Consider the following 17,835-nt stretch of genomic DNA (forward strand, 5'->3'; position numbering starts at 1 on the left):
AACAAATTAAAGGCTTCCGAAAAACCTGTGTATTAACATTTGTTAATAAAAGAGAAAAGTTAGGAATCTTTCCGCAATCGACTTAACGAAACAGGAGATATACCGAGATAGGACGCAATATGATAATGAGGGATTTCATTTTCGAGTCCTTTATACCGACTTCTAAAATCTGCCAAACGCGTCTGAGCATTCTGTGATAAATACAATTTCTCACGTTCGACTTTGTATCTCAATTCTTTTTCAACTGCCTGGGTGGCGAAGTGCTGCACTTCTGCGTTGGATCGAATTAGTTTGCTGAACGATTCTGCTTCAAATTCAACGAGAACGACATCACTTAACGCTTCGATATGACAACTGTGTTTACCATTTAGATTTCGCGTGAAATAAGGTGGTAATATTTCAATCCCCCTATAAAAAGCAATGTTTATTTCATTACCATCACTATCTAAATAAAAAAGTCGAACAATACCTGAGACTAAAAACAACTCTTTTGAATAGGTTTGATTCTCTTCAACAATAAAGGTGTTTTTGTTGATACGTTTCTCCTTTAGTAAAGGATGAATTAAAGCCCATGTAGTTTCACTGATGGAAAAATTTTCCGTCAAATATTTTTTAAAACTATCAATAGGGTCCATCAAAAGCATTGCTTTATTTTTTTGTTTAAAGAAAAGATTTTTTATCAAGCTATCCTATTTTCTCCAATATGTTTTGCCTTCAACTTTGTCAGTCGATATAATCTCTGTGCATTTTACGATGTCATCATGGACATATTCGCCTTTTAAACGAATGGTCACTTTCTGATTTTCGTTGATTAATTCTTGGTGATTATACTGCTGAATTTTCTTGTATTCTTTTTCACTTAAATAAACCTTTACCTTATGAATTGAATCAACTTTTAGATTAAAATAAGGCAAATAAATTAAATCATTTTGTTTTAGTATTTCAGTAAAATCACGCACATATCGATCATTATCTGAGATTACGTCAACTTTCGTCAAACTATCCACATAATTTTCAAATTCTTCAATTATATCATCCGAAAAACCGTAATAGCTTCCAAAATCAATTAATTTAAAGTAAAGTTCACCTTGAATAAGTTCACCAGCTACTTCTTCCTTTTTATTCGACCAGCTACTGCAAGAGAAAAGGCTTAAACAAGTGAATGCGATAAACAATATTAATCTTATGGTTTTCATAATTGGTGATTCGACACACAATAAACTTCAAATTAGACAGTTATATCTAATGTTCAAATTAAAAAAAATACAATATATGAAATTAGGTATTAAATTTTTCACTGTTGTTTCTTTATTCGTTTTAATTAGTAGCTGCGATAAAGGCGAAACAACATGTATAGCTAAGACTGCAAACGGTGATTCAAAATATGAAATTATGGGGGAGACAGCTTGCACAGATCAAATATCTACTGCAGATGGAGAGTATTGTGATTGTGAGGACTAGTATTTTGACTACTTTATCTTACTCGTTACCGCAATAGAGCCGATAATACTCGGGTGGTTATTATTTGCGATATAATCGAAATCACTATCCCTTGCTACTTTCCTTATTTTCGAATAGTCCACACTTTCTAAATCATCTAAATTACCCAACGTTTGAAGTCCTTCTTTCGACTCAAAGTCCTGCATCATTAACTTGCTTACATAATTATCCTTATCAATAAAATTATAGATCTTATTTATATCGTCATTTGTGATGTAATTATTAAAAGTAGAGAGGATGTTCACGGTATCACCTGTTTTTTGAGACACGACTATGAAATGGATAAAATAATCTAAATCCTTATTATCATCAGGCGCGCGACTGGTGTATAATAATTTAATTTCCTCACCATCTTCCATAGCATTTTCAACCATATTAAATCGAGAGATATCCGAAAAAGAATACTTGCTATCGCAACTTAAAAGAAAAAATAATAACGTCCCGATAAATAACAAAGAAAATAATTTTATTGACCTTATTGGTGCTTTTTGCTCGAAATGATTTATTCCTTTTTCCATCTGTCTAATATAGCTAGAACATAGAATTAATTTATTTAATAATGTATTTCCTTTAGTTTGACGGCTCAATTTAATCCTCCAATTCGAATCGCAATACTGTTTTTAATTTGTCTTGCGCTACTTTTCTAAAATCCGACAAATAAATCTCACGATGAATTTTTGATTTTCTTTTGACTCCTTGCCTAGCCGCATAATCCTCCATTAATGCAAATGTTTCAGATTCGTTATCGTAACTACCAATATGCAGCATTTGAATGCATTGACCTTCTGTTATGGTTTCAAACTTCACTTGTTTCACCAATAGATTGTCACTTTTATTAATGGCTAAATCGTGCATTTCTTGGAAGAATGATTCCGTGATGAAATTTGGTTGACGAATCATCAGCTTAAAAACCAAATCATCTTTATTGAGCGTGCCACTAAAATTCTTTTTGGCTTCATCGTTAATATCCCAAACACCTTCAAGCGGATAAACCGTATAATCATTATAACCTTCAGGTTTAAATTCTAACTTTTTAAGTGTCATTTTAATGGCATATGCAACGGGATACAAAGCTCCAATATAATCTCCAAAGGCAGGATCGTTAGGATTGCCCTCCCCTTCTATTGTAATGAATTTGAAAGCTGGTATATCAATAATCTCTGGTTGCGCTTTTGGTAGATATATTGCTTTTTCTTTTTTGCGCCATTCGTGCTTCATGAGGATGAAAGTTATTGGTTAATGAATTGATATTTAACTAATATATATTGTCTAAAACAGATTTTTATTCCTTTAATACTTCAAATATATTGGGTACGAATGACAGCTATATGTCAGGAGCGTCTAGATTTACTTTTTATTATTTGTGTATTCGCTTTTAAGTAAAGAATAAACAGCTGAGTCTTCTGGATCAACTTCGTTTCTATAATGTTCGCGCAATAAACCTTCTTTTATAAAGCCAAACTTTTTTAACAATCGAATTGAACCCGCATTTTCAGGAGCTGCAAAGGCTTCAATTCTATTCAAATTCATTTGATTAAATCCGTAATTAATAATTGGAATTAGCGCTTCGGTCATTAAACCCAAACGTTTATATTCATCACGGAATAATCCATAACCAATTTCAGCTCTACTATGATCTGTATACCAAGTATGATAACCACACCACCCTATTATTTCATTATTTTTAAGATCGAGTAATTGAAAATATAAGATCTTCTTATTGTGTGTCCAAAGGCCGCCATCATATTTCTTTCGATCCTTTGCTAATTCCTCTTTTGTTGTAAATCCGAGGTATTTCATTTGATCCTCCTTTGATAATTCTTCATAGATATAAGTAAAAACCTCCGGGTCGAATTTTCTCAATTTCAATCGATCTGTTATAATGATCTCAAATTCCATAATTTAATTGTTAACCACACCAATAAGCGATGTGTCTTTATTTCGCAAATCTATGCCACCTTCTAAAATTGATTTTAAATTCAATAAATAGAAAGACCATCCAAAAGCACAGCCTAATCTAATATTTTCTTTTGAACTATCATCCGAAGGAATTTGGCTTTGTACAAGTTCGACCAATATTTGATTTTCGACTTGAGTCAATTGCACTTCTACACTGCAGGTACCAGCAAAAGTAAAAGTCAAACTATCAGTTCCATTCGCCTTGATTATTTTACCTTCCTCAAAAGCATTCTGAGCAAACCAATTCCATCTATAAATACATCCTGCATCTACGTTTTCTGTAGGTAGAATTTCTTTCCTATCATTCGTTAAAAAAACAGCCTTAGATAAAAACCATTTTTCTAGTTCTGCACTTTTAGTCCAGACGTTGTAAACTGTTTTTAAATCGCTTTTAAGATATATACGTTTAGAAAATTTTGTCCAATCGAAATTCTTCATTTATGATTTTTTAGTTCTATTATCAAACCCTACAAATAAAATATACAAGGTTATCAATTAATATAATGACGGTTCCTTTCATATCTGCAACCAGTTTATTTGATTAAATATATATAATTATCACTTTAATCGACCTATCTATCAATTATTCAACACTTTGATCGAAATGATGAAGCGATAAATCAAATAGATCTTTAATCATTCAATTCTTTAATGATTGCGTTTAAAGCTATTTTAGCTTCTTTCATTACTGGCAAAAATGGCCAAACATGTGGCATTCCTTCGCCTAAGACTGTTATTAAAACGACTTTTGCCTCTTTCATTTTAATAACCGCTCTTTTTTGATCAGGATAGGTGATATCGTTTTCAGCCATATATAAAACCGTTCGAGGAATACCAATAAAACTGCCAAAGAGCGGCGAAATAATAGGATGCTTTAAATCAAGTTCTCCAGCACACATTTTCTTAGCACTTAAAACACCTTTTTTTGATAACATTGGGTCGACAGCATCGACTTTTAGAATCTCAAGATTTTTAAGGGAGGCGTCCATTACGGGAGAAACTAATATAATTTTTGATGGTAATTCAACTTGATTCAAAACCAACCTTTGGGTCAAAGTCGCAATTAATGTTCCACCTACAGAATCGCCCATAAGTTTTATGTTTTGCGCTGAATATTTCTCCAATGCTTGCTTATAAACCGCGTCAATATTTAAAGATATTTCTTCAATCTGATGTTCGGGAGCTTTTGGATAATCACACAACCAGATATTTTGATTCGTTTGTTGGTGCAGTGTTTTAATGCTATCCCAATGGTGCTGTGAAGGACCCGAAATGAATGCACCACCGTGAATAAAGATCAATAATCGATTAGATTCAGGTTTATTAACTGCTGTAATTTTAGACTTTAAAATATTAAAACTTTCAATATTAGACTGACTAAAAAATTTACCTTTCGGATCGTGAACATCTTGTTTCCTTATCTTTTTATAATCTATGGGATCTTGACTGAAATCTTTCTTCAATCCCTTTAATTTAAGTACGAATAGAATGATATAATAGGAAATACTTTTTTTCATATTTGAGATTGTTAGAAGTAAATATAAATTAATCATGCTCAACATCTTCCGCTTCAACATCTAGACTGAAAATTTTAAGATTGTTAATTTTCAGTTTTTCCCAGATAAATGCATTCCATTCCTCCATTGCCACTTCATCTTCACCACGATTAACTTCTTTTAGATACTTATCCGATTCATAGGCCATTATCTCCATTCTACTGTTGTAGAGAGCCTGAATTGCAGCAATATCTTGCCCCACTTCCGCTATTTCTTCCATTAGTATCCTTCTATGAATTTCAATTAAGTCAAAATAAGTATTGATAAAAACATGTGTTTTTTCGGTGACGATACCATTATAGTAAGTCTCAAAGGGATTAAAAACAGTCTCAGATCGAACATAAAATGTATCTGTCAACTCAACAATATCAACATATATTTGAACATCTAAATTATAATTTAGCGTAGTTGGCATACCTGCTTTAACATATTGAACATTCGAATTATTATCTCCCAAGTTTTTCGCAAAAAAGATTCGCTTCTCATCCCAAAAAACATATTCACTTTCAAAAATATGCGAACTTTTCTTAGCAATCCTTCGCGTATTAAAAAGAGATTCACTCGTAAAATCAGCCGTATGAAAAAACTCCTCATTCCGTTTGTCTTCATTGTTCAAACGGAACTCACTATAATTCTTCCAAAAATAAGAATCATAAGTCGCGGCACTTATTTTTCTATAGTCAGATACTGAAGTTGGATAATAAAAGAATGGCAATACAAAAACATCGTCATAATCAAAAACTTGCAATACAGACCGCGTGGAACGTGAGACAGTTTCGGTTAATTTCTGGTTGATTTTATAATTCAAATCATAATCAAAGTAAACAGCGTTTAACACAATTCCATTTACAGTCTGTTCGAATGTTTTAGTAATCCGCATATTAATATTTTCATAAGCATATTGACTCCAATTATCAGAAAAAGGATAGGTTTTTGCATTGTCAATCTCAAGTTCAACTTTTAGAATTTGATTCGATAAAGAATCAATCCAAACCTTTCCGTCGAAGTATATCTCAGGATTCGATTTGGTATCAAATTGAATCACGTAAATTGTTCTTAATTGCTCATCTCTATATTTTGATGCAAGGGTTAAATCATAAACTTTTTTTAGTTTTCGTTTTCTAAATTCGAACGGACTATGTGGAAAAAGGTCCCCATTCCATTCAAATAATTTATGTTTATAAAATGCTTTTGAAATATCGAGAGAGAGAAAAAGTATATCATTGGCAACATTTAAGGCCGAGCGTCCCTTTTTTAATTCAAGTCCTGTAACCTCATATCCCGTATAAAAACCATTATAATAACACTCTAATAATTCAACCTGTTTATCATCTACAAAGGTTTCTAAGCCAAAATATGTTTTCGCTATTTTTGTTTCGGCTCTTCTAAGACTAGAACAACCTTCAATTAAATCATATAAAAAGGAATTATCAGCCAGTATATTTACGGTACCTAAATATTTAGATTGCTCAGACATGAATACAACAGTGTTATTTATCAGTTCGCCCGCTATGACCGTATGATTTTCATAGCCCATAAAAGTAAAGAGCAAGGTATCTTTATCTGAAGTAATATCTACTTTAAAAAATCCATCATAATTTGAAATCGTACCGGTATGATTGGTTTTATTATAGATGCGAACAAAAGGCATTGGTTGATTATCTTTTAAATGCATTACTGTTCCTTGCACAAAGGTTTCATTCGATTGAATAAAATCAGTTTGCGAATGTCCAACAACTGGCAACAACATAAGTAAAAACCAAAGGATTGATTGAATAATTGAATCGCACGTTCCTTTATTTTTTAAAGGATCCGACAATACTATATTTTCCTGTATTTTTATAAGATAAGTGTTTGAACCAAATATAAATATTCTTCGGCACAGTTCACTCAATTAAACCACATAATAGATTGAGTACTTATACAAGTCAGATGCCATGCTTCTTAAATAAAAGATTGGACAAATGCACCCAACAAAGACACAAAAAGATCATCAAATAAGCATAAAACAGCACCCACATAATTGGTAAGGACGTGAGTTTTGTAAATACCCCAGGAAAGATTAGCGCACTCTCAGAAATGATAAATGCTATACCATAAATCCACCATATCATTTTACGCTGCGATGGTAATGAAAGCCAAATAAATGGTGTATACAAACCTAAAAACAATAAGTGTAGCCAAGCGATCAAAATGAATCGATTTTCGACAGCCAAATTCGCAATGGCAGGAATGCTCCCTAAAATATTCATCATACCAATAGCTATGATTCCGAAATACACAAATTTATAACCGTGATTCAGTTGATAGAATTGATTAAAGAATTTTAAAATCAAGAGGAACAATCCCTATGAACCTAATGTTCCACAGAATTGAATTAACCAATGGTCAAAATTAAAATCTAATGAATGTGCATACAACAAAATCAAACTTATGACAAGGAGATAGAATTGTTTTTTTGCTAAAAAAATTCCAGCCTTTGCCAACAAAACGGTAAACATCCAAACAAAAAAGGCTCCAAAGTATTGAAAATGTAAACAGAAAAAAATGGCTAGCTGATACCATGGAGAATCCTGCGAGAGCCCCTGTAAAAGCATAACGTAAAATCAAACCGAATAAACCACCAACTATTCCAAAAAGCAAAGGAAATATCCAGATTTTATCTGCAGTTATTTTATCTATATTAGGTTTCATTAGAACAACACACACCTCATTTATTAGCGTATACCAAATTTAAGAAATATGCCAAAATGAAATTTTATAGATACTTTTTATCGACTTAACTAGCGACCTCTCTAATTACCTTCACCAAATTATCAACTTCTTTATAAGTATTAAAAACACAGAATGAAATTCGAATTCCATTGATATCATTTTCATAAATTCCTCTTAATCGAATTCCATGATCGACACTTATTTTCATATTGAGTTCTAAATTATCAACTCCTGCAATTCGAATAGTGATAATCGACGCCGCGAATGCTGGATTTTCAGGCGTAAGAATTTCTACTTTTTCTAGATCTTTAATTTTTTGTCGGAAGTAGGTTGCAAATTCGAGACCTCGTCTACCTACATTTTCAATTCCAATGGTTGAGATAAATTCAATTGCAGTTTCAATCCCCAAAATAATGGATGTATTTCTAGTCCCATATTCTTCTCTTTGCGCGGAAAAAACATTGGTAAAAGTCATTTCTTGTAAATCGAAATCACTCACCGTATACGCACCTGTAAAGACAGGTTTTAATTTCTTAATCAATTCCGTTCTGATGTACAATACACCTGTTCCTTTTGGTCCTAAAAGCCATTTATGACCACTAGCCGTATAAAAATCTGGATCTAAATCGGTCAAATCAATAGGAAACATACCTAAAGCTTGCGCACCATCTACACATGAATAGATATTATTTTTCCGACAAAACGCAGCGATTTCTTTTACAGGTAAACGCATACCTGTTGTACAAGTGATATGTGAAAACATTATAGCTTTTGTTTTGCTGGTTACTTTATCCGTTATTCGCTTAAGATTCGTCTCTCCGCTATAATCCATATCAACCAAAACAACTTTAATTCCAATATTTTCTTGTAATGCTAACCATGGTGCAGCACCGCCAACATGCTCTTCTTTTGTCAAAATAACCTCATCACCAGCTTTTAACCTTAACATTTTAGCCATAATATTCATGCCTTCAGTAGCATTCCGTGTAATCGCTATTTCATTCGCCTCCACATTTAAAAACTTAGCAATTTCTAAGTGCGTATTTTCAGTCATGTGATGACCGTGTGAACAAATTGTTTCAAGGTCACGCATGGTGTTACAAATGGTGTCAATCACACTTCTAGGTGAAGGCCCAAGACTGGCTACATTAAAATAATTTTTATCTTCATCAAAAAGGAAAGCAGATCGAACGGCATCCCAATCAATCTCATTATAATTTTCTGCAGTTTTAAAAGGAGTTGGAAGTTTCACTTTTGCACTAGAATTGGCATACAATAATGGTCCTCCTGCCGCAATAAAAGCACCTGCTAAAACATTTTTTTTCAGAAATTTTCTTCTTGAAGAATTGTTTTGAACCATCAAATAAAAGTTAAGTTAAACAAAAGTATAGCGAGAGATTAATATTTAATCCTACCCAACTATCTGCATTTTTCATAGCTATTTCACCAATCAAAATCAAGCTTAAGCAATTGTATTTCTTACACTTCCATTTTTAAAAGGAATATAAATATATTTATTTTTGTTGTATAATTTGTCATTCCAATGAATATTATGTTGCTTTTAATCGCATCATTCACCAAAATAAATTTCTAATATTGAAAGAGAAGAATAGACGTAAATCCTATTTTATCCAAAACCAGCCATGACTTCCAGCAACGACTCCGGCAGTGGTAATGAGACTTAGCAACAATAAAACCCAATGCGCCTTTTGAATAAAAAAAAATGTTTTTTCAGGGTTCTTTTGGACATATTTTTTAAACATTTTATGCAATACAAGTGGTTCTAAAACATACAATACCAGGGTAAATAAAATGCAAACCAAGGTCATGGCATGAATCCACCAAAATTTAATTTCCAAGTACCTACTCCAACCATCGATGGCATAAAGCATGTAAAAGCCAGACAATCCAGTTAGCAAAGTCGTGACTTTAGCTTGAATGGCAAATCGTCCTTCTAACGTTTCAAATGTTTTGATTTGCTCTTCAGGAGACTTAAGTTTTTTAACTGCAGGAATTATCACTGTGGTTACCATTGCGACGCCACCTATCCAAAGGATAACGGCTAGAACATGAATAACACGGGCCAAAGTAAAACTTATCATTCCTAATTATTTTTATCTTTTAAAAACACGCGACCCTTTAAGTTGGTGAGCAGCGTTACTAAAATCACAACACTTATCGAGCTCAAAGGCATTAAAATAGCAGCGACTAAAGGTGTTAAATTCCCAGATATAGCAAAACTTAATCCAACTATATTGTAAGCAAACGAAAAGATATAACTGTATCTTACTACGCGAATACTGTATTTTGCGAAGTCGAAATAATTATTCAATTTAATCAAATTATCACCTTTCAGAATTGCATCAGAAGCAGGACTAAAAGCATAAATATCATCAACAATTGAGATACCAACATCAGCCTGTCTTAATGCACCAGCATCATTCAAACCATCGCCAATCATCATTGTTTTTTTACCTTTCTTCTGTAAATTCTCAATGAAAACTAATTTATCATTCGGTTGGCAATTAAAATTCAAGGAGGCATTATTGGGAATTAATTCCGTTAAACGTTCGGTTTCAGCATCATTGTCACCTGAAAGGACATGAATCTCATATTTCTCACCTAAAGTCATAAACATTTCACGCATTCCTTTTCTATAGCTCGAATGGAAAACAAAACGTCCAAGTACTGTGCCGTTGCATTGAATATAAACGGAGGATTGTTTAGGACTATCAGAAAGATCAACCAATTTATAACTACCAACTTTCCATACCTCCCCTTGCAATTCGGCTGTGATACCACTGCCTGCAACCTCGTTATGTTTTATTAATTCAACAAGTGCATTATCTTTTAAAATTGCAGCTATCTTTCTACTCATTGGGTGAGCAGATTGTCGAACAATTGATGCGATTACACTTTTTTGTATTTCACTCAATTCTTCGCCTTCCCAAACCAATTCACTTTTTTCATTTTCAGTAATCGTTCCAGTTTTATCTAAAACAACCGTATCAATTTCGTTCATAGTCTCAATCACCTCAACATTTCTCATGTAAAAATGTTTCCTTCCAAGAATTCGAATTGCATTCCCAAAAGTAAATGGTGCAGATAATGCCAAAGCGCAAGGACATGCAACGATAAGTATCGATATCATAACAAACAAAGCTTGAGACGAATCTCTAATCATCCAAAAACCACCCGATAAAATTGCTAATCCAAGGATGGCCCATGTAAAGTATTTACTGATCGTATCCGTTAAATTTGCACCTGTTTCCTTTTTATTAAAAATTGGATTATTCCACAGTTCTGTCAAATAGCTGTTTTCAACCTGTTTCGAAATCTCCATTCGAATGGCCAAACCGGAAAGTCTTCCACCTGCAAAGAGTTGATCGCCCGAAAACTTATCAATTAAATCAGCTTCTCCGGAGACAAAACTATAGTCAATTTTCGCAGATTTTGATTTAAGAATGCCATCCGCAGGAATAATTTCTCCGTTTCGAATCATTAATTCATCACCAATTTGAACGGATTTAAGTGGAATAATTTCCTCTTTATTATTGACTACTTTGGTCACTGAAATGGGGAAGTATGATTCATAATCTCGCTCAAAATTAATCGCCCTATAAGTTTGTTGTTGAAACCACTTACCGATGAGTAAGAAAAAGATTAAACCAGCAAACGAATCAAAATAACCAGCTCCTGTTCCAGAAACAACTTCGTATAAAGACTGTGAATAAAGTGATAAAATCCCCAAGGAAATCGGCACATCAATATTGATCCGTTTCGAACGAATTGCGCTATACGCTGAAATTAAATAATCCTTTGCTCCATATATTAATACAGGCAATGACAATACTAAATTAAGACCATTGAATAGGCTAATAAAATTCTGATCTCCCCTATTGATTCCTAAATACTCAGGAAAACTCAAGAGCATGATATTTCCAAAACAAAAACCAGCCACACCAATTTGTTGGACCAATTTTTTATTCATTTGATTCTTCTCTTTCTTATCAAACTCTTTTAGTGTGATACTTGGCGAATAGCCAATTGTAGCCAATAATTCAGCCAATTGGCGCATTGATATTTTATCGGCATCATAAGTTATACTTACTTCTTTCTCTACAAACTTGACTTGACTTTGAATGACACCTGGGTTTATCTTATGCAATCGTTCCAATAGCCACAAACAAGAACTACAATGAATTTGAGGTAAGAAAAGTTTAATTTTTGTGATGCTTCCGTCTTGGAAAACAATCAATTTAGATTGAAACTCTGCCAGGTCGAGATAATCAAAACGACCTTTTATTTCTGCATTAGGTCTCACTCCCGCTTCATCGTCTATCTTATAAAAATTAGACAACGTATTTCCTTGCAATATTTCATATACAGTTTTGCACCCGACACAACAAAATACATGTTCATCAAATTGAATTTCTTCAACACAATTGTCGTGACAATGGAAACATATATTCATAACCTTAATTTACAGTACAAATTTCTAATTTTCTTGTTATTTTTACCATGATATTAATCAGCTTAAATAATTATTTTGGACACATTTGATTCGCAACTTGCCGCTCCCATTTATCAAATTTTATTTGAATCAATAGAAGAAGGATTTCTAGTTGTAAATAAGAAAGGTATTATAGTATTGGCCAATCCTCGTTTACATGAATTATTTAGGTACGAAGATAAAGAAATCATTGGTCTAACCATTGAAGATCTTATTCCAAAAGATATTAAAGCGAAGCATGTAAAATTGCGAGAAAACTTTCATAGTAGCCCTAAAAAAAGGTCTATGGGGGAGGGAATGAATTTGAAAGCACTTAGAAAAGACAATACAAAGTTTTACGTTGAAATCAGTTTAAATCATGTAGATATTAATGATGAAACTTTTGTATCAGCACTTGTTACAGACATATCAACACGTGTTCAACACGAAAAAGAAATAATTGGGCTAAATAAAAACCTTGAATTAAAAGTTGAAGAGCGGACCAAACAAGTTGAGAAAAGTCAAGAATTATATAGTGCGATTGCGAGAAACTTTCCCAACGGAACAATTAATGTTTTTGATAAAGATTTGAACTACATTTTTGTAGATGGCAAGGAATTATTCCAGCTAGGGATTAAGAGTGAGAAATTAATTGGTACGAATTATTTAGATAAAATATCTAGTGAAATTCGTCCAAAAATTAAAGAATCACTCCTTTCCGTATTCGAAGGTCATCCCAAAGAGTTTGAAATCGTTTACAAGAATGAGTTTTATAAAATTAGCGCTGTTCCATTAAAAGACAGTGATGCCAATGTAGATAGAATTCTTGTTGTTGAGCAAAATATTTCAGCACAGAAAAGAATTTCTATTCAGCAATCGGAAGCTTTGGAGAAGGAAAAAGAATTAAATGAGATGAAGTCACGATTTGTATCGATGGCATCTCACGAATTCAGAACACCTTTAAGTACGATACTTTCATCCAATTCATTAGTTGAAAAATATCAGGAGATTGGTGAAATGGAGAAGGCTAAGAAACATACAGAGCGGATTAAAAAATCTGTACGCGGTTTAACTGAAATTTTAAATGATTTCTTATCCGTTGATAAATTAGAGACACAAGAAACACCGATAAAAATTATTGCTTTTGATTTTAATGAATTTCTTTTCGAGATTGTTGAAGAAATGAGCAGCATTAAAAATGAGGAACAGACAATTCTCATTCAAATTGAAGATGACTTTAAAGAAGTTAAGTCTGATCCTAATATTCTAAAAAACATTTGTTATAATTTACTTTCAAATGCGATTAAGTATTCGTTAGAGGACGGGGAAATTATTATTTCTGCAGCTTTGCGAGACGGTTTCCTCAAAATTGAAGTTAGAGACCAAGGTATAGGTATTCCTGAAGAAGAGCAAGTGCAACTCTTCAGTCGATTTTTCAGAGCTAGTAACGCCGTCAATATAAAAGGAACAGGATTAGGATTACAAATTGTGAGTAAATACGCGCATATGTTAAATGGCCAAATCACTTTTGAGAGTGCAGAAAATAAAGGCTCAACTTTCACTATTAAAATTCCAATACAAGCATAGATATGACAAAGAAAATAGCCCTAATAGAAGATAATGATGAAGTTCGAGAGAATATCGCAGAGATTCTTGAACTAGCGAATTATGAAGTTGTCACTGCTGAAAACGGCAAAAAGGGAGTAAACCTCATCAAAAAAGAGATGCCTGATTTAATTCTATGCGACATTATGATGCCTGAATTGGATGGATACGGTGTTTTATACATGATTGGAAAAGATGAAAAAACGGCAAGTATTCCATTTATTTTTCTCACTGCCAAATCTGAAAAAGATGATTTTAGAAAAGGTATGAATATGGGTGCTGACGATTATCTCACAAAACCTTTTGACGATACAGAATTATTAGATGCTATTGAGCGTCGATTAAAAAGAATAGAACAATTTTCTGCAGATTTTGAACCTGGTCAAGCAGGTCTTGATTCGTTTTTAGAGCAAGTTGGTGGTATTGCATCTTTAACCGACAATAAACGCAGTAAAAAATATAAAAAAAAGGAACACATTTTTAACGAAGGAGATTATCCGAATTATATGTACCTCGTTGTTTCTGGTCGCGTAAAAACTTCTAAAATGAATTTAGATGGGAAAGACTTCGTACTCAATCTATTCAAGCCCGGAGATTTTTTCGGTTTCAAAGAAATGATTCAACATACAGACTATTCAGTGAGTGCTGTTGCACTTGAAGACACAGAGGTAACAATGATTCAGAAAGAAGATTTTATCAACCTACTCTATCATTCGAAAGAAGTTTCTAAAAAATTTATTGAATTATTGGTTGGTTCAATCACAACCAAACAAGTTGATTTGATGAATTTGGCTTACGACTCTGTTCGAAAACGGGTAGCGGATGCGTTGTTGAAATTATACGATAAATACAAATCGGAGGAAGAGAGTTTTAGTATTGCAATAACCAGAGACGATTTAGCATCAATAGTTGGAACGGCTACAGAATCAGTGATAAGAACACTTTCTGAATTTAAAACGGATGGAATAATTGCTATAAAAGGATCAACAATAACAATTTTGGATCCTCCAGCATTGAAAAATTTTAATTGGTAATTAATTGTCTTCTAGAATTAATATTGGCATCAATGAGATCCCTAACATTTCATTCGTGACACTTCTATGAAAGATACGGTTGAAAAAACCTGTATGTTTTGCTATTAAAATCAATAAATCGGTGTCGTGTGCAGCAATAAACTTGCATAATCCAAGTGGTACGCTTTCATTTTCTTCGACTTCAAAATCTTTAATTTCTAACTGTTTAACGATTTTATCGATTGTTGCAATTTCTTGATTCGAAAGCGGCGAATTGCCACCTCTTACGGTTACGGCTTTAAGATTCAAATTAAAAAAATCTTTCCACTTGTTAATTCTATTCACGGTAGATTTACCAAGCACCGCTTTTATTTCACTGGCAACAACCCCTTGTTTAACTCCATTAAATACTGCTGTGATTGGAATGGATAAAACGGGAAGTTTTACGTGACGCATAATATTTTTCGTATTGCTCCCAATTAGTAAACTTTCTAAATTCGACCGACCTTTTGTTCCAACAACCGCTACTGCAACATCATATTTTGGAATTAAGCTATTAATCACATCCGTAATTCGACCGTTTTTAGAACAAATTTCAATAGAAAGGTCAGTTTGTTTTGATTTTCTCAAAAGCCAGTCTTTTTCCTGTTCAAGGCTCGACATTGATTCATCAAAAGCCATCTCTTCCAGATTGATTAATGTCACTTGTGCTTCTCTAGTTTGAAAAGTATTGATCAAAACATAATTAACCTGATTTTTAAAAAGATCAATGGCATATATGCATGCATTTCTAGCATGATCGGAAAAATCTGTCAACAAAAAAACAGTAGAGTTACCGATTTCCATAAAATTATATCAAATTGATTAGGATAATAATCATATCAACAAAAATTGCAAGTCCACTTGTAATAAAGATATATTTAAGCGGTGCAAGTGCTATCATCATAGATAAAGCAGCCATTGTTGTCATTGATAGAATAATTAATGAAAAAACTTGTGTAAGCGCCCCTAAACCAACTGCTATTCCTGCACTACAGCCAACAATCAATAATAAAATTGACATGATGCCATATCGTTGCGATTCATATTTATTAAAAAAACTGTCGTTATTTGAGATTGTATTTGACATAATGATTTGTTTTAATTGTTTCTACAAATGTATGCCCAATCCATAAAGCTAAGTATGACTTGTAATAGTTGCAAAAGTGACTTTTATCACTTTTGCAAAAAACGTCATCAATTTTCCAGCAAAACACTGATTTGCACATCATAACGAGTAACTTCTCCCAAATTATCGTTATAATTATATAAACTTAATATTCAACTTATGAAATTCCCAAGCCAAAGTTCTATTATTAATCAATCAATACTTCCTAAAAAACTTCTCCCATTTATAATCTTGTTTCTCTTGACCAACTCTGTTTTTGCGCAAGACCATATCAAGTACAACAACCTTATTGCTACTGCCAATAAATTTATTGTTGCCGAAAGGTATGAGGAAGCAAATATCATTTTTGATGCGGTGGACAAAACATATGGCGAACTATATAAATCAATAGATCTATATTATTGGGCATTTGCTTTAGCTTCTATTGGAGAACAAGAACAGGCCTATGCAACCCTTATCAGATCATGTAAACTAAGTAATGATGCTCAGTATATTTATTATTATGTAATTGCCGAAAAAGCCTTTGATTTTCTTTCAGAAGAAGAGAAGAAAAAAATAGATGATGATCAACGGAAAGTTGATATATCTTCTTTAGATCAGGATTGGATAACACGCTTACAACAAATTGATGCAACAGATCAAAAATGGCTCCGATTTGCTGAAGATTCAATAGCTATATGGGGCAATGACACGATTAATAGAAAAAAATATTATCAGAAATTCCTTCAAAATTCTACTGCTAATTTAGATGAATTTGTTGCCTTAATATTGCAAAAGGGATATCCTGATTATATGAAAACAGGGTATCTCATGACACAGTTACTTTATCACATGAATAACGAACAGTGGAATAAATTAGAATCCATTCTACAAGACGCTTTAAAAAATGGTCTACTCGCCCCTTTTGATTACGCTTATGCATACTACAGAACACATGAAACAGACAGGTATCAATTCCTTAAATTTACAGAAATGAAAACGCGTGAAGTACCTGAAGTCCGTCTATTGATGAAAGAAATGGGTGGATTAGGTTTAGGGTTTTAAAATTTTATTATTCAACGCTTTAAACTAACATGCATTTAAAGCTTTTCATTACGAGCCGAGTACTCATCATTTCAATTGGAATTAAAGCACAGAAAAATTATTACGGTCAACGGTATTTTGACTGGAAGGTCACGTGGCTCCCCCCTTCTCGCGCTCTCCCGATCACTTTCGGGATAGCGCTAGCGTAATGAGCATTGCACTGAGCTTTTGCCGAACGAGTATGTGTTCTTCCGCAGCATTTCCAATGCGAATAAACTACGAATTCCTCAAGGATAAGGTACTGTTTTTTGCATAACAATCAAAGTTAAAAATAGCTGGGAGATTTGCTCTCGCGAATCTTGGGGGGTGGGCTGCAATCAAAAACCAGCAGGTGCTGCGCACATGCATTTTTTTTGGATCAGTCACAAAAGTTGGGGAGGAATTTAGGCCAAAATAATTTTCTTTGTAAAAAAGAATAAGTTTTGGATTGATTTTTTTAGAGTAAAATAATTTTACTAATTACAACTTAACCCAATAATCATATCCGAAACTCGATTTTTCGATGCCATTCTTTTAAGAACCATAAGAAACGAATTGAAACTGGTAAAAAAGTGAGGAAGCTCCAATCTCTGATTGGAGATCACCGATCTTTTCCATTTTCAAGAGTGGCGTTGGTGAGTAAAAGCGGGCTATTGGTTGTAGGCCCTGCCAGGCAGCCTTTTTTGCTTCCTTTTTTTGCTGTAAAAAAAGGAAGAAGAGGTTAAATAAAATTTAAAAGCAAATCGGGTAACCAAAAAAGTTAAA

At 33.2% G+C, this 17,835-nt stretch carries 17 protein-coding genes; 4 read left to right on the forward strand and 13 right to left on the reverse strand.

The features are described 5' to 3' along the window. Nucleotides 1-59: 59 nt before the first annotated feature. Nucleotides 60-683: a Crp/Fnr family transcriptional regulator gene (locus T367_RS0116000; protein ID WP_157454276.1), complete on the reverse strand. Its 624-nt coding sequence runs from the start codon at nucleotides 681-683 to the stop codon at nucleotides 60-62. Nucleotides 684-689: 6 nt separating this feature from the next. Beyond that, nucleotides 690-1,196, reverse strand: a complete 507-nt coding sequence (locus tag T367_RS0116005; RefSeq protein ID WP_027420757.1) for a hypothetical protein — start codon at nucleotides 1,194-1,196, stop codon at nucleotides 690-692. Nucleotides 1,197-1,272: 76 nt separating this feature from the next. Between T367_RS0116005 and T367_RS0116010 the strand changes: the two genes are divergently transcribed. Continuing rightward, nucleotides 1,273-1,461, forward strand: a complete 189-nt coding sequence (locus T367_RS0116010) for a hypothetical protein (protein WP_157454277.1) — start codon at nucleotides 1,273-1,275, stop codon at nucleotides 1,459-1,461. Between the two features lie 8 nt (nucleotides 1,462-1,469). Here the strand turns inward: T367_RS0116010 and T367_RS0116015 are convergent, their stop codons facing one another. The 9 genes from T367_RS0116015 to T367_RS0116065 form a co-directional block, all read right to left on the reverse strand. Then, nucleotides 1,470-2,018, reverse strand: a complete 549-nt coding sequence (locus tag T367_RS0116015; protein ID WP_027420759.1) for a hypothetical protein — start codon at nucleotides 2,016-2,018, stop codon at nucleotides 1,470-1,472. Nucleotides 2,019-2,088: 70 nt separating this feature from the next. Beyond that, complete coding sequence (locus T367_RS0116020) at nucleotides 2,089-2,718, reverse strand: GyrI-like domain-containing protein (RefSeq protein ID WP_027420760.1); 630 nt, start codon at nucleotides 2,716-2,718, stop codon at nucleotides 2,089-2,091. Between the two features lie 129 nt (nucleotides 2,719-2,847). Then, on the reverse strand, nucleotides 2,848-3,399 hold the full coding sequence (locus T367_RS0116025) for a GNAT family N-acetyltransferase (protein ID WP_051568610.1): 552 nt from the start codon (nucleotides 3,397-3,399) through the stop codon (nucleotides 2,848-2,850). 3 nt (nucleotides 3,400-3,402) lie between these two features. Beyond that, a complete protein-coding gene (locus T367_RS0116030; protein WP_027420762.1) occupies nucleotides 3,403-3,897 on the reverse strand; it encodes an SRPBCC family protein in 495 nt (164 codons plus the stop codon). Nucleotides 3,898-4,091: 194 nt separating this feature from the next. Continuing rightward, on the reverse strand, nucleotides 4,092-4,976 hold the full coding sequence (locus T367_RS0116035) for a YqiA/YcfP family alpha/beta fold hydrolase (protein ID WP_027420763.1): 885 nt from the start codon (nucleotides 4,974-4,976) through the stop codon (nucleotides 4,092-4,094). Between the two features lie 28 nt (nucleotides 4,977-5,004). Beyond that, nucleotides 5,005-6,765 carry a carboxypeptidase-like regulatory domain-containing protein gene (locus T367_RS0116040; protein WP_027420764.1) on the reverse strand — a complete coding sequence of 587 codons (1,761 nt, stop codon included), beginning with the start codon at nucleotides 6,763-6,765 and terminating at the stop codon, nucleotides 5,005-5,007. 1,029 nt (nucleotides 6,766-7,794) lie between these two features. Then, on the reverse strand, nucleotides 7,795-9,090 hold the full coding sequence (locus T367_RS0116055; protein ID WP_027420767.1) for an aminotransferase class V-fold PLP-dependent enzyme: 1,296 nt from the start codon (nucleotides 9,088-9,090) through the stop codon (nucleotides 7,795-7,797). A gap of 262 nt (nucleotides 9,091-9,352) precedes the next feature. Beyond that, nucleotides 9,353-9,832 (reverse strand): membrane protein, encoded by a 480-nt coding sequence (locus T367_RS0116060; protein ID WP_027420768.1) that lies wholly within the window; start codon nucleotides 9,830-9,832, stop codon nucleotides 9,353-9,355. 2 nt (nucleotides 9,833-9,834) lie between these two features. Then, the gene (locus tag T367_RS0116065) at nucleotides 9,835-12,204 is read right to left on the reverse strand and encodes a heavy metal translocating P-type ATPase (protein ID WP_035845323.1); all 2,370 of its coding nucleotides are present in this window, start codon (nucleotides 12,202-12,204) and stop codon (nucleotides 9,835-9,837) included. 75 nt (nucleotides 12,205-12,279) lie between these two features. On the opposite strand from T367_RS0116065, the gene T367_RS24160 reads away from it, so the two are divergent. Both T367_RS24160 and T367_RS0116075 read left to right on the forward strand, forming a co-directional pair. Beyond that, entirely contained in the window at nucleotides 12,280-13,809 is a 1,530-nt protein-coding gene (locus T367_RS24160; RefSeq protein WP_051568611.1) for a sensor histidine kinase, read from the forward strand. A 2-nt stretch (nucleotides 13,810-13,811) separates the two neighbouring features. Then, the gene (locus T367_RS0116075) at nucleotides 13,812-14,861 is read left to right on the forward strand and encodes a response regulator (RefSeq protein ID WP_035845328.1); all 1,050 of its coding nucleotides are present in this window, start codon (nucleotides 13,812-13,814) and stop codon (nucleotides 14,859-14,861) included. On the opposite strand, the gene T367_RS0116080 is transcribed toward T367_RS0116075, so the two are convergent. Together T367_RS0116080 and T367_RS0116085 are read right to left on the reverse strand one after the other, a co-directional pair. After that, a complete protein-coding gene (locus T367_RS0116080; RefSeq protein ID WP_027420771.1) occupies nucleotides 14,862-15,686 on the reverse strand; it encodes a universal stress protein in 825 nt (274 codons plus the stop codon). 4 nt (nucleotides 15,687-15,690) lie between these two features. Continuing rightward, on the reverse strand, nucleotides 15,691-15,969 hold the full coding sequence (locus T367_RS0116085; protein WP_027420772.1) for a hypothetical protein: 279 nt from the start codon (nucleotides 15,967-15,969) through the stop codon (nucleotides 15,691-15,693). A 198-nt stretch (nucleotides 15,970-16,167) separates the two neighbouring features. Here T367_RS0116085 and T367_RS0116090 point away from each other — a divergent pair, with 198 nt between their 5' ends. Further along, on the forward strand, nucleotides 16,168-17,052 hold the full coding sequence (locus T367_RS0116090; protein WP_027420773.1) for a hypothetical protein: 885 nt from the start codon (nucleotides 16,168-16,170) through the stop codon (nucleotides 17,050-17,052). The last annotated feature ends 783 nt before the right edge of the window (nucleotides 17,053-17,835 follow it).

The sequence above is a fragment of the Crocinitomix catalasitica ATCC 23190 genome, from assembly GCF_000621625.1.
GTDB classification, from domain to species: Bacteria; Bacteroidota; Bacteroidia; order Flavobacteriales_D; family Crocinitomicaceae; genus Crocinitomix; species Crocinitomix catalasitica.

What these genes read in the sequence shown, in the direction of transcription:
- T367_RS0116005 (WP_027420757.1), bottom strand. Translation starts at nt 1,196, where the DNA reads ATGAAAACCATAAGATTAATATTGTTTATCGCATTCACTTGTTTAAGC.
- T367_RS0116010 (WP_157454277.1), top strand. Translation starts at nt 1,273, where the DNA reads ATGAAATTAGGTATTAAATTTTTCACTGTTGTTTCTTTATTCGTTTTA.
- T367_RS0116015 (WP_027420759.1), bottom strand. Translation starts at nt 2,018, where the DNA reads ATGGAAAAAGGAATAAATCATTTCGAGCAAAAAGCACCAATAAGGTCA.
- T367_RS0116020 (WP_027420760.1), bottom strand. Translation starts at nt 2,718, where the DNA reads ATGAAGCACGAATGGCGCAAAAAAGAAAAAGCAATATATCTACCAAAA.
- T367_RS0116025 (WP_051568610.1), bottom strand. Translation starts at nt 3,399, where the DNA reads ATGGAATTTGAGATCATTATAACAGATCGATTGAAATTGAGAAAATTC.
- T367_RS0116030 (WP_027420762.1), bottom strand. Translation starts at nt 3,897, where the DNA reads ATGAAGAATTTCGATTGGACAAAATTTTCTAAACGTATATATCTTAAA.
- T367_RS0116035 (WP_027420763.1), bottom strand. Translation starts at nt 4,976, where the DNA reads ATGAAAAAAAGTATTTCCTATTATATCATTCTATTCGTACTTAAATTA.
- T367_RS0116040 (WP_027420764.1), bottom strand. Translation starts at nt 6,765, where the DNA reads ATGTTGTTGCCAGTTGTTGGACATTCGCAAACTGATTTTATTCAATCG.
- T367_RS0116055 (WP_027420767.1), bottom strand. Translation starts at nt 9,090, where the DNA reads ATGGTTCAAAACAATTCTTCAAGAAGAAAATTTCTGAAAAAAAATGTT.
- T367_RS0116060 (WP_027420768.1), bottom strand. Translation starts at nt 9,832, where the DNA reads ATGATAAGTTTTACTTTGGCCCGTGTTATTCATGTTCTAGCCGTTATC.
- T367_RS0116065 (WP_035845323.1), bottom strand. Translation starts at nt 12,204, where the DNA reads ATGAATATATGTTTCCATTGTCACGACAATTGTGTTGAAGAAATTCAA.
- T367_RS0116075 (WP_035845328.1), top strand. Translation starts at nt 13,812, where the DNA reads ATGACAAAGAAAATAGCCCTAATAGAAGATAATGATGAAGTTCGAGAG.
- T367_RS0116080 (WP_027420771.1), bottom strand. Translation starts at nt 15,686, where the DNA reads ATGGAAATCGGTAACTCTACTGTTTTTTTGTTGACAGATTTTTCCGAT.
- T367_RS0116085 (WP_027420772.1), bottom strand. Translation starts at nt 15,969, where the DNA reads ATGTCAAATACAATCTCAAATAACGACAGTTTTTTTAATAAATATGAA.
- T367_RS0116090 (WP_027420773.1), top strand. Translation starts at nt 16,168, where the DNA reads ATGAAATTCCCAAGCCAAAGTTCTATTATTAATCAATCAATACTTCCT.